General features: G+C 41.3%; 10 protein-coding genes. 8 read left to right on the forward strand and 2 right to left on the reverse strand.

The window, feature by feature from the left end:
- Positions 1 to 369: 369 nt before the first annotated feature.
- The 4 genes from G400_RS0111555 to pepI all read left to right on the forward strand — a co-directional run bounded on the left by G400_RS0111555 (position 370) and on the right by pepI (position 6,005).
- Positions 370 to 2,862: a pectate lyase-like adhesive domain-containing protein gene (locus tag G400_RS0111555; protein WP_017261131.1), complete on the forward strand. Its 2,493-nt coding sequence runs from the start codon at positions 370 to 372 to the stop codon at positions 2,860 to 2,862.
- Between the two features lie 111 nt (positions 2,863 to 2,973).
- A complete protein-coding gene (locus G400_RS15860) occupies positions 2,974 to 3,702 on the forward strand; it encodes a WxL domain-containing protein (RefSeq protein WP_017261130.1) in 729 nt (242 codons plus the stop codon).
- A 41-nt stretch (positions 3,703 to 3,743) separates the two neighbouring features.
- Entirely contained in the window at positions 3,744 to 4,754 is a 1,011-nt protein-coding gene (locus G400_RS15230) for a DUF916 and DUF3324 domain-containing protein (RefSeq protein WP_017261129.1), read from the forward strand.
- Positions 4,755 to 5,126: 372 nt separating this feature from the next.
- Entirely contained in the window at positions 5,127 to 6,005 is an 879-nt protein-coding gene (gene pepI, locus G400_RS0111570; RefSeq protein ID WP_017261128.1) for a proline iminopeptidase, read from the forward strand.
- An 89-nt stretch (positions 6,006 to 6,094) separates the two neighbouring features.
- On the opposite strand, the gene G400_RS0111575 is transcribed toward pepI, so the two are convergent.
- Positions 6,095 to 7,018, reverse strand: a complete 924-nt coding sequence (locus G400_RS0111575) for an AraC family transcriptional regulator (protein WP_017261127.1) — start codon at positions 7,016 to 7,018, stop codon at positions 6,095 to 6,097.
- A 192-nt stretch (positions 7,019 to 7,210) separates the two neighbouring features.
- Here G400_RS0111575 and G400_RS0111580 point away from each other — a divergent pair, with 192 nt between their 5' ends.
- The 4 genes from G400_RS0111580 to G400_RS0111595 all read left to right on the forward strand — a co-directional run bounded on the left by G400_RS0111580 (position 7,211) and on the right by G400_RS0111595 (position 11,769).
- Positions 7,211 to 8,587, forward strand: a complete 1,377-nt coding sequence (locus G400_RS0111580) for an MFS transporter (protein WP_017261126.1) — start codon at positions 7,211 to 7,213, stop codon at positions 8,585 to 8,587.
- The gene (locus G400_RS0111585; RefSeq protein WP_017261125.1) at positions 8,584 to 10,683 is read left to right on the forward strand and encodes a glycoside hydrolase family 36 protein; all 2,100 of its coding nucleotides are present in this window, start codon (positions 8,584 to 8,586) and stop codon (positions 10,681 to 10,683) included. The genes G400_RS0111580 and G400_RS0111585 overlap by 4 nt, the downstream gene beginning before the upstream one ends.
- 68 nt (positions 10,684 to 10,751) lie before the next feature.
- Positions 10,752 to 11,246, forward strand: coding sequence for a GNAT family N-acetyltransferase (locus G400_RS15865; protein ID WP_017261124.1), 495 nt, complete (start codon positions 10,752 to 10,754; stop codon positions 11,244 to 11,246).
- Between the two features lie 109 nt (positions 11,247 to 11,355).
- Complete coding sequence (locus tag G400_RS0111595) at positions 11,356 to 11,769, forward strand: MerR family transcriptional regulator (protein ID WP_017261123.1); 414 nt, start codon at positions 11,356 to 11,358, stop codon at positions 11,767 to 11,769.
- A gap of 128 nt (positions 11,770 to 11,897) precedes the next feature.
- On the opposite strand, the gene G400_RS15240 is transcribed toward G400_RS0111595, so the two are convergent.
- On the reverse strand, positions 11,898 to 12,120 hold a 223-nt coding region (locus tag G400_RS15240; protein ID WP_162141867.1), incomplete at its 5' end, for a transposase.

Here is a 12,120-nt window from a genome sequence, read left to right on the forward strand (position 1 = left end):
CGTGAGGAGCCGAGTCTTTACGGACCGTCCGTAACCTAAATTCGAGTAAATCACTCGAATTAACGTTACCTTCACGGCTCGGTGTCAATGTTGCCGCCCTCCAGCTGATATAAGTGGCAAGATTCATCTGAGATCACTAGATAATTCAGTACTGTTAATCTTGATGAATTAAATAGAAAAACACAAAACTTAAAACCGAAAACCGTATCAAATATGACTAAACATATTTGATACGGTTTTTTTTGCTGCGAAGAGCACTTATTGATGACAAATTTCGCATCCTTTATCAATAATCACAGAGTTATGATTTTAATTCAAAAATGCTAATTGATATATTGTGAAAAAATCAGCATTAACGGAGATTTGCCAATGAAACGATTGTTTACTTTGTTTATGATTGCGTTTTGGGTTATTGGGGGTAATCAAGTTGGTCCGCAGATGATGGTGCAGGCTAATGAATCAGTGGAGAGCTCACAACAGTCTTCGCAAGACGACTCACAGACGGCTAATTCAATTGATACTTCAGTGGTCAGTGATTCTACGACAAACAAGATAACGGCGGTTGCAGATAGCTCATCCGCCGATAAAACTGATGTTATTGAGGTTAAGCCGACCGTTCATACGTTTGCCGAATTCAAAGATGCTTACGAAAATGGCGATGTTCAGGAGATTACATTAGCCGCAGATATCAGTGGTGATGTCCGCCAATTAGCTGGACGGACAACTTCGCTAGTGATTACAGGGAAGCAGCACCAGTTAACTTTAACTGAAGGTTCACTGCCATTGGGTAAATCGGATGATAATACGCGATTAACTTTACGAAATTTGAGCATTAACAATGACCGAAGTGGTTCGTTTATAACTGCTCAGGCTGGCAGCCTTGGCTGGTTGTTGACGTTTGAACATGTGGATACGAAAAACGTGACTAAACTCAGTGACCTTCCCGCTGAACAAGTGTCACTGATTGGAACGATTGATCCTGCTGCTGAAGAATCAGCCAGTGAAAGTGGATCTTCAAGTAGTAGTTCAGTGTCTTCAATGAGTGAAAGTAGTCAATCTGGTGAAAGCGATCGTGAATCAAATGATTCTGACACTAATAGCGACGTCAGTCAAAGTAGCAAGGCCAGTTCAAAACATTTGGAAAGTGAGGCAACCGTTTCACGTGAAACCAATTCAATTGATTCACAGTCAGCTAATCAGCCTAGTAGAACCGATGAAGAAACTAGTTCACGATCAGAAAGCACACAAACTTCCCGGGTAGAAGAAGACACAAAACTTGGCGAGACAGAGCGCGAGGTTAGCAACATTTCTGAGTTACAGACTGCGATTAACGAGCCATCCGTAACCAAGATTTTTTTGAAGAATAACATTTCTGCCACCTCAATATCTGCCAATCCCATCACTCGCAGTTTAGAAATCGATGGGCAGCAACATACCCTAAACATTGGCAGTGGCGCTTTACGTTACGGTGTACCGGTTTCAGGCAATCCGACACTAAACGTGCATGATATTCAAGTGGCAAACACGGCGGCAGCATTTGTCACGTTCAGCGGTACGGCTCGAGGTCAATGGCACTTTGAATTCAGCAATATCAGTACGGCTACAACGGTTAATCGCCTGGTCATTGCAACGTATTCGGACATTACGTTTTCAGGCACCTGCAACATAGATACGCGAGCGGAAAACGTTTATACCGGGAGCGTCAAAATGGCCGACAATACGGTTTACACCGGGAACGTCAACAATACGAACTATTCGATGTTTTATTATGATTTGCGGCCATCTGAGGACCAGACAGGTGGGACTCGGGAATTTACAACGGGGCAAAACTGTACGCTGAACTTGACTGGAACTAACGGGACGCAAGGTTATCCAATTGTTTATCTGTACTATAACAACATTACGTTAGGAACCGGGACGAAGTTTAATGCGGAGTGGCCTGGAAATAACGTTTATTTTCAAATCGCCAATGACAATGCTTCTTTAACGATTGGTCAGAATGCCCAAATGAACCTAGATACAGATAATCGGTCAATTGCGGCGATTCGTTCCTCAGGGGGAAACAATAATATTACTGTTGCTTCCCGAGGATCATTGACTGCGCGAAACAATAGTACAACTGCTGCAACGGCAGACTTAGGCACAGGTACGACAACGGCTGTCGTTGAGGACCCGGCTGCATTTGATTTACAAAACACTGGGACTGGCACAAATTCTCGGGCATTGAATCTGAATGCTAATTCCAGCTTAACCTTATCGAATTCGCCGTTTGCATATTGGGATACTACTGCAGTTAGTGGTGATCCAACACAGTCATTTGAAAAAATTGAGTGGGGAAAATTTGCTGGTAGCATGGTCACCAGTGATCCGGAAGCGATGGCAACTGCCGTCAGGGGCAAAACGTTGCACCGAATGGCGGCTTACAATCCGCCCGGTACGCTGCAATTATCCAGTGTCCCCAAAAATTTGAATTTTGGGCGTGATCTGATTGTGCGGCAAGCCAATCAACTGTTTCCGCTAGTAAGCTGGGATCAGCCATTGAGTGTGACCGATCAACGTTATGTAACCAAACAGTGGTCGTTAACGTTGACACTGACGCAGGCGTTAACAAATACGACTGGCGATGTGTTGCCGGACGCAATTAAGTATAAAAAGAATGGTGAACTACTGCCGGTAAGTCATGCAGCCATTGAGATTGAAACAGCACGTAATCCTGACAATGATCCGTATGTCGTTTCTAATCAATGGAATAGTGAAGAGGGGCTCATGCTCCAAGTTTCACCCTCAGAGGCCAAGGCAGGAGCTTACAATGGCGAAATTACTTGGAACCTGAGCGATGTACCGAACGAAACGGAGGGGTGATGGAACATGAACAAAATGAAATGTTTGCATCATGTCCGTTTGCCACCAATTCGGGCCGATAACAATGAACGATGGCCGTCCCTTTGCAGATAAAAAAGTGAGGTAAAAATCATGAAATTAAGCAAACTAACGACCATTATTGCCGCATCATTACTGACGCTGGGGTTGGCAACACCGGTTATGGCAGCGTCATGGGATTCTACAGCGACGGTTTCATTTACTGATCCGAGTAGCGTTACGACACCATTGGATCCTAACGACGCAGCAACTGAGCTGACAGGATCCGGGACGACTAATCAGAGTGGTTCATTGACCATTGATTACGCGTCCAAACTAGATTTCGGTCAACGGACGACATCCAACACGCAGGAACAAACATTCAATGCCAAAACAGATACAGTTCAAATCGACGGTATTGCAGGTTCAGTCAAACGTTCCAACTTCGTTCAGGTTACTGACAAACGGGGTGGCGGACTTGGATGGCAATTAGCAGCCAAGCAGAGCCTGCCCTTTAAGAACGGCGAGGAGCATCAAATGACTGGTACTAAGATTCTATTCAACGATCGTGCTGTATTAGGCACTGAATCTGGCCAGGAACCAACTATGGTTGGTGGCAATGTGACGGTTCTTGCTGATGATGCAAATGTGAAACTGTTAAACGCGCCAACAGGTAAGGGAACAGGAACGACGATCCATCGTTTTGGTGGTGAAGTGACTGGTACTGAACAAGAAGAAACAACTGGTGTTCAGCTAGTAGTTCCAGCTGGTGCCGCTCGTGCGGGGACCTACAATGGAACATTGACTTGGACACTAGAAGATACACCAGATGAAACCGTTTAGTTTTAAATGTTTCAAATATGCGAAACACAGGAGGGTTCAACATGACCAAGAAAACATTAACGACAATTATAGTGATGCTTTGTGGGGTGGTTGGCCTCCTGCTACATAGTCAAGTGGCTCACGCACAAAGCATGGATTTCAGCGTGGAGCCACAAAAATCGTCACTGCAACGGGATCAATCGAAAACGTATTTTGATTTAAACGTGAAGCCGGGTCAAAAAGAAAGTGTCATGGTGAAGGTTACCAATACGTCCGACAAACGCATTAAGATCAATACAAGTGTGAACGTGGCGAAAACGAATCCAAACGGAGTGGTTGAGTACGGTAAGTCACGGTTTAAGTCTGACAAAACGTTGACCACACCCATAACAGATGTTGTGACGACAGCACCAAAGCAACTCAGTTTAGCGCCCAAAAGTTCGAAAATGGCGATTTTTGAAATCGATGCGCCTAAACAAAAGTTTAACGGTGTGATTGCCGGCGGAATTTCGTTTAAAAAAGTAGCACCCGACAAGAAAAAGACCTCGAAAGGAATTTCCGTCACGAATAATTATCAATACGTGGTGGGAATGGTCCTTCATCAAGGTCGGCAAAAATTAACACCAATGTTAAAACTGGGGGATGTAAAAGCTAAATCTGAAGCGGGTCGTAATCTGGTCACAGCTCAATTGCGCAATGTAAAAAAACGTTACTTAAGTCAGGCGAAAATTGTGGCAAAGGTTCAAACAACGAGCAAACGGACGTTGTATAAGTCGACAAAGGATCACGTTCAGTTTGCACCAAATTCAATCATGGATTATCCAATCCGTTTGAATGGGGAACGTTTTAAACCAGGGCGCTACCGGCTTGATTTAACAGTGACTGCCGCCAAGAAAAAGTGGCATTTTGTCCGTGAATTTACGATCACTAAGGAACAGGCCGAAAAATACAATAACCAAGACGTGACGCTGAAACCGGATCACACGATGCTTTACTGGGCTGTCGGTAGCGTGCTGATTGTCATTATCGGTGTGCTGAGCTGGGTGGTTATCAAAATGAAACGTAAACGCTAGGCTAATTTGAGCCGGCTGTGAACACAATTAATGCTTTTTTCCGTATACGATCCTTGAGGCAACGAGCGTAATGGCTAAAAAGATGTCTAAAATAGGTATGCGTATCCTTCTCATGGTGGCGAGTTTAAGTTATTAAGTCCAACGTTTATGCTGCTAGATATCTTGACAGTTAGAAGTGGACGCTAAGTTAACAGCAAAAAAATAATCCAGAATTTCAAAACGTGTTAGACGAGTTATGATAATTTCGCCTATCACGTTTTTAACTTGTCTAAGATGATTGAAAAATAATTATTTCAGAATGCTTCGATGTTTGTTGCAAGGCGTACAATCAACATAAGCACCATATTTCACACATAAAGGAAGTTGCGATTCATGAAGATTGAAGAAGGCTACATGCCATTTCGCGGGTATAAAACATATTATCGAATTGTCGGTGAGAAGACGCCGGGCAAGGCACCATTACTGCTAATTCACGGTGGTCCTGGCTCATCGCATAATTACTTTGAATTGCTGGATGACTACGCAGAAACTGGTCGTCAGTTGATTATGTATGACCAAGTTGGTTGTGGGAAGTCATCATTGCCTGAGGACGAATCCGTTTATGTGAAGGAAACGTGGGCCGAGGAATTAATCGCGCTCCGCAAGTACTTACACCTGGATGAAATTCACATGTTGGGTCAATCTTGGGGCGGCATGCTTGAGATGCTTTACCTTACGCACTATGACCAAACGGGAGTTAAGAGTGTCATGATCGACGGTTCGCCTGCTTCCATCAAGTTGTGGACGCAAGAGCAACATCGGTTAATTTCCTACTTGAGTTATGAGGACCGTGAGGCAATTGCTGAGGCTGAACGAACAGGTGACTTCTCTGGTCCTAAGTACTTGGCTGCTAATGACCGTTACATGGAGCGTTATTGCTGGGATGATCCCGACGAGAATTCACCAGAACCACTGCGTCGTGAAACAAATGGTAAACGTGCCAGCCTAATCGCTGAGGGACCAAACGAATTTACCGAGAACGGAACCATCAGTGATTACGATGTAACCGATGATTTGAAGAACATTCATGTGCCCGTATTGGTTACTAATGGGACGGATGATCTATGTACACCACTGATTGCTAAGTCCGTTTACGATCACATTCCAGGCGCTAAGTGGCACTTGTTCGCCAACAGTCGCCATTTGGCTTTGCTGGATCAGCATGATGAGTTTATCAGTGTGCTGGATAAGTGGTTGAAGGAAAATGACTAGAATGCTTAAAATATAGGAAATTAAAAATAAAAGCTGAGTTCTTAAAGAGGCCATCACCAGATAATGGTTTCTCTAAGAACTCGGCTTTTTTATTGTCTTTCAGGCGTTTGTTTAATAGGAACTTCAGGGTCAAAGCGACTGGAATCAAGAAATTTACGAGTGTATGCCCTTCTGAATTCTGTAGGGGTTAGATTGAAATTGTTTTTAAAAACCTTCATGAATCTTTTTTCGTCTTCAAAGTAAACTTCTCCAGCAACTTGTTTAATAGATAAATCACTCCTAATCAATAACTCTTTAGCTTTGTCCATTTTTAGCTGGTTAATATATGCGATTACCGTTTGGCCAGTTTCATGTTTAAAAAAACGTACTAAATATCTTGCATTGAGATTAAAAGCGTTGGCAACGTCTGTTACCTTAAGATGACTATTTAGATTAGCCCGAATCCAATCTTTAATAGTGTCAACCCGATTTTTCTTCATAGAAATCAGCGTTCCTGAGAGCTGTTTATGGTAATCATCGGCCAGCTGAATAATCAATTCTGTTAATAAATAATCCACGGCCAAAGGAGTGAAGTAATTACCTTTTGATACATCGAGAATTTGGTTTGCCAATAAAAATGTTTTGTTCTTTTCACAAATTTTGAATTGTAGCGGAAGTAATGCATCTGTTTTTTTGAAAATAGTGTCAATAATTTCACGCTTAGTTTTAAACTGGATATTTTTAAGCCCACCAGGTTTTACAAAAAAATGAAACCAAAAATATTGAGTGCCTTCAGGTGAAAATTGGTATCCACATAAATGGTGATAAGGAGGTAAAGCAAAAGCTTCCCCAGCTGTTATTTGAAGTTTATTTTGATCAATCTGTAGAAATAACTTTCCGTGGATAACAATAATAATTTCGAAATTACCTTCATGATACATATGCTTATGCTGCCAATTTTTACCGGCAGTAAACTTACCTGACGAAAAATGTAAAACAGGAGCATTAAGTGAAAAACAAGATACTGTGTTCACGAGTGAGCACCTCCAGCCACTAAAAGTTACATAACGACACTTCGTAAAATAAATATTCACTAAAACTTGTTATATCAAATTCCAACACATGACAAAAAGACACCTTTTATATAAAATACACCATTTTAAGCACTTGTGAAAGCGATTACACTATTTTTGGATTTAAGAATATAAAAATAGGAGTGATCAAAAATGTCTAGGAAACGAAAATCTGACGTGTCAGCAAATGAACGTTTCAGTTATGCAATGTTGGATACTGCAGGTCAACTTGTTTTTACTGTGATCAGCAGTTACTTACTGTACTTTTATACGGATGTGGCAAAATTGCCTGTGGCGACTGCAGGAATTATTTTATTAGTGGCCAGATTATTTGATGGAATTGATGCGCCAATTTGGGGAAGTATTATCGATATGACCAATTCTAAGTATGGTCGGGCTCGACCATACTTTTTATGGCTAGCAATTCCTTTCTCGATTTTTGGCGTGTTAACCTTTTGGGCACCACAAGTTGGACTTACAGGGAAAATATGGTGGTGTGCGGTAACATACATAATCACTGGAATTTTATATACAGGTTTGAATACACCCTTAACAGCTGTACTACCATTGCTAACACCAGACCCGTCGGAACGGCTGAAATTAAATTCATGGCGCATGACGGGTTCTCAATTAGGTGTATTGATTGTTAATGCCACAACATTGCCGCTGGTTGCCTTTTTGGGACGTGGAAATGATGTCAACGGCTTTAGGTGGCTAATTATCTTGTTTGCAGCAGTTTCAGCAATTATGACACTGTATTCGTTTGCACATATTAAGGAACGCGTTCATACAACGAATGAGAGGGTACCTTTAAATAAAAGTGTTAAAGCGATGAAGAAGAACTGGCCGTGGATTATTATTTTTATCAGCAACTTTTTCTTCTGGATTGCACTAACTGAAAGGACATCGACCTTAGTGTATTATTTCACCTACAACTTGGGTAATAAGGGTTTAGTAACAATTTTTAATTCGATAGCATCAGTCCAAATTGCAGGAATGTTAGCAATTCCTCTAATAAATAAATTTATGAGCAAAAAGAATCTTTGGATTTCTGCTCTCGTTTTAGCGATTATTGGTCAATTTATTATTATGATTGGTGATCATAATTTGACGATAGTTGTGGTGGGGTGGATTTTGGCAAATCTCGGATCAGGTATCGCCTGTTCTATGCCATTTGCTATGTTGGGTTCAGCAGTAGATTACGGTAAGTGGAAAAATGGCGTAAATGCCACGGGATTATTAACTGCGTTGGGAACCTCGTTTTGTTTAAAAGTTGGTAGTGGATTAGCAGGCTTTATTCCGTCAATGATTATGGCAAGTTTTGGGTATATTGCTAATAAAACACAGAGTACGCATGCACTATTGGGTATTTCAATTAGTTTCCATTGGGTAACAATTGTTTGTTTTGCCATCGCAATCATTCCATTGTTGTTTTATAAAAAGTTTGAAGACATGGAAGACGAGATTCGGGAATCTGTTGTTGCTGACAGTCAAGCCGAAATCCAAGATGACAAGGAGACTGCAAAATGAAGCAAATTGTTGCAAAAACTGATCAGGCACAGTTGATATTTGAGATTCAAAATAACCGTGTTCTGCTAGTTAAAATGAATAATAACGACCTTAGAGACGCACCTGACAATATTAAGACGCACTTTGGTATCACAGAACTTCAAATTACAGGACGTAATTTTCATCATAAGGGACTTAGTTTTGTAGATACAAATCCTGGAAGTGACTTAATTTATCAAAAGCATCTATTATCATTAACCGAGACAGGTAAGCAGTTAGTTATTACACAAACAGACGTTAGTGGAAAAATTGTCGTAGACAGTGTGTATCAGCTTTTTAACGATACACAGATAATTCGTAGTTGGACAAAGGTAAGCAATCACACTAAATATCAACAGGGCATTGAATACTTGTCTTCATTTGCAATTACTGGGATTAATCAGTCCGACGATTTATTGACGAATTACTCAGAGCACAATCAGTTATTTGTGGCTAATAATAATTGGACAGCTGAAGCACAATGGAAAAAGGCTTCACTCAAAGATTTGGGTCTTGATTACTGGGTTGATGGTGAAAAAAAACAGGCGGCTACTAAACGCATTAGCATTAATAATAATTCATCATGGTCATGTTCAGAATATTCGCCTACCGGTTTGTTAACAAACGAGGTAACCAAGGAAACTGCTGTTTGGGAGATTGAAAATAATGGTGCTTGGCACTATGAAATAACAGATATTGGTGCGGGGAACTTGCTGGCGTTGAGATTATCAGGTCCTGAAGAGCTGGATAATGGTTGGTGGCACCAGCTGGATAATGGGGACAGTTTTACTACTTGCAAAGTAGCATTCGGTGAAATTCTAGGTGATGCTGAAGATGCCCTCCAGGAACTTACAAAGTATCGACGATTGATTCGTCGAAAAAATGACGATAATCGTCGTCTTCCCGTGATTTTCAACGACTATATGAATGGATTGGCCGGAGACCCGACAACGAAAAAAGAAATTCCGTTAATCAACCAGGCCCAGGTTGTTGGCTGTGAGTATTATGTAATTGATTGTGGATGGTATGCGCCAGGTTACTGGTGGGACAGTGTTGGCGAGTGGATGCCATCGGAAAAGCGATTCCCAGATGGTATTGAACAATTAATACAGTACATTCGTAATGCCGGAATGATACCAGGTCTGTGGTTGGAAATTGAGGTCATGGGAATTCATTGTCCGCTAGCAGATAAGCTACCTGATGATTGGTTTTTTATGCGGCATGGCAAAAGAATTATTGATGCTGACAGATATCATTTGGATTTTAGAAACTCTGAGGTTGTTGAATTTGCCGATGCCGTCGTAAAAAGGTTAGTAGAAGATTATGGTGTTGGTTACATTAAAATGGACTATAACATTACAACAGGGCTAGGAACGGATTTAAAGTCTGATAGTGTTGGAGATGGTTTGCTGGAACACAATCGGGCATATATTGAATGGATTAAAACACTATTTAAAAAGTATCCAAAATTGGTAATTGAAAACTGTGGCAGTGGGGGAATGCGTCATGATTATGCCATGTTAGCACAGCACAGTATTCAATCCTTAACGGATCAAACAGATTATGTTCGGAATGGTAATGTGGCTGCTGTTGGTGCTTCTGTAGTAGCACCGGAACAATGCGCTGTGTGGTCATATCCATTAACTGATGGCGATGATGAAGAAGTGGTTTTCAACATGGTTAACGCGATGCTTTTGCGTATTCATCAAAGCGGATTATTAGATCATGTGCAGGGAAGTCGATTAAGACTTGTGAAGCAGGGCATTGAGACTTATAAAACATATCGTCAAAAAATCCCCCAAATGCTACCAGCATGGCCAGATGGACTCACCCAATTAGATGACGAGTGGTTCAGTTTTGCGTTAAAAGGGCAAAGGGAATTATATTTAGCCGTATGGCGTGGCCATGGACAAAGAAGTCACCATCAGATTAACCTGGCCAAGTATGGTAATATTGGCGCAGTCAAGGTATTGTATCCGGATGCTAAATCAGTGGACTATAAAGTGTACGGAAATCAATTGAACATTAATTTTCCGACGGAAAAAATGGCGAGACTGTTTCATGTTTCTTTTAAATAAGCGCACCAATTTAAAAAAGAACTGGTAGAAGAGCTATATCTAGTTATGAGAGCCGAGGAGGGATGAGCGTGCTTAGTTTTAAAGCATTGAGTGTTAACGATAATTTCAAATATTATCAACTACTCCAACAAGTTTCGGCCAATGAAAATGGCTTCCACAACGAGATGTTTGGCAAATCTCACTCTGGCTATTTTAAGTGGTTACAGTTGTCGGTAGATGAAAAAGTTGGAAAAAATTTGCGGCCAGGTTACGTTCCACGTTCAACCTATTGGTTACTCAATGATGATGGAATTCCAGTTGGCATTGGTAGAATTAAACATCAATTAACACCAGCTATGAAAAAGAATTCTGGGCATATTGCCTATGCAATTGGTCGACCGTTCCGTGGTCAAGGATACGGCTCAAAATTATGCCAACTGTTGATAGATGAATGCCGAAAGATGGGGATTAATCCAATTCAAGTAACCGTCGAATTTGCAAATGAGGCGTCTAATAGAATTGTTCGTCAGGCCGGTGGAAGAGTAGTTGGTCAAACGGATACAATGACGATTTATCAAATTTAGTTTTCCTGCTTGCCTTCAAGTACACATTAAGGTCTATTGTGAGTACATCAATAAGATTGACCGGTTATTTAGGTCGTTGTGCTACTATGATCCACAAGGAGAAAACGCAATGAATATTAAAGAAGCTAGTGAAAAAACAGGCGTATCGTCGGCAGCCATTCGGTATTATGAGAAGGAATCCTTGATTCCGGAAATTGACCGAACAGAGGTTGGTAACCGTGATATTGATGATCGCATTATTCGTCGCATTACGTTTGTGACGCAGATGCGGGCTGCTGGAATGAGTATTGACAGTTTGCGGCGATATATCCAGTTATTCGACGCACAAGAAGACAATACGAAAGAGCAGAAGGCTATTCTGCAGGAACAACTCGCGGTGATGGAAGAAAAGCGTGATGACTTGCAGTCTGCCATCGATCACCTGAATTACAAACTCAATCATTTCTATGATCATATGGAAACGACTGAGGAAGAACTTCGTGAGCTAGAACGACAGCACGCGGAGAAAAAAGCAAATCAGTAGAAATGAAAGGAGAGTTTGGGACATAACTCAAAATAAATCGACCAGAGAAAAGTGATTTTTGCTTTTCTCTGGTCGATTTTTTCATTGCCCTGCTTTTTTCGAATTTCTATGATTAAATGGGCCTTTTCTCAGGCCCATTTAATCATATTCATGGCCATTAGGACCAATCCAACTTCGATGTTTACTTTATCTAACCCCCTAACCGAAAATCGAGTAAACCTCAAATGAGCCTTCACATCTGCGAAGACTGGTTCGACCTCGATTTTTCGTTGACCATAAATCTTCTTACCTTCGTCACTTTGGAGTTGAACTCTGGCGTAATTTTTAAAGTACAACCAGTTATTGTTGATG

Origin of the sequence: Furfurilactobacillus rossiae DSM 15814, assembly GCF_000428925.1 — a bacterium.
In the GTDB taxonomy this organism is placed as follows: Bacteria; Bacillota; Bacilli; order Lactobacillales; family Lactobacillaceae; genus Furfurilactobacillus; species Furfurilactobacillus rossiae.

What these genes read in the sequence shown, in the direction of transcription:
- G400_RS0111555 (WP_017261131.1), top strand. Translation starts at nt 370, where the DNA reads ATGAAACGATTGTTTACTTTGTTTATGATTGCGTTTTGGGTTATTGGG.
- G400_RS15860 (WP_017261130.1), top strand. Translation starts at nt 2,974, where the DNA reads ATGAAATTAAGCAAACTAACGACCATTATTGCCGCATCATTACTGACG.
- G400_RS15230 (WP_017261129.1), top strand. Translation starts at nt 3,744, where the DNA reads ATGACCAAGAAAACATTAACGACAATTATAGTGATGCTTTGTGGGGTG.
- pepI (WP_017261128.1), top strand. Translation starts at nt 5,127, where the DNA reads ATGAAGATTGAAGAAGGCTACATGCCATTTCGCGGGTATAAAACATAT.
- G400_RS0111580 (WP_017261126.1), top strand. Translation starts at nt 7,211, where the DNA reads ATGTCTAGGAAACGAAAATCTGACGTGTCAGCAAATGAACGTTTCAGT.
- G400_RS0111585 (WP_017261125.1), top strand. Translation starts at nt 8,584, where the DNA reads ATGAAGCAAATTGTTGCAAAAACTGATCAGGCACAGTTGATATTTGAG.
- G400_RS0111595 (WP_017261123.1), top strand. Translation starts at nt 11,356, where the DNA reads ATGAATATTAAAGAAGCTAGTGAAAAAACAGGCGTATCGTCGGCAGCC.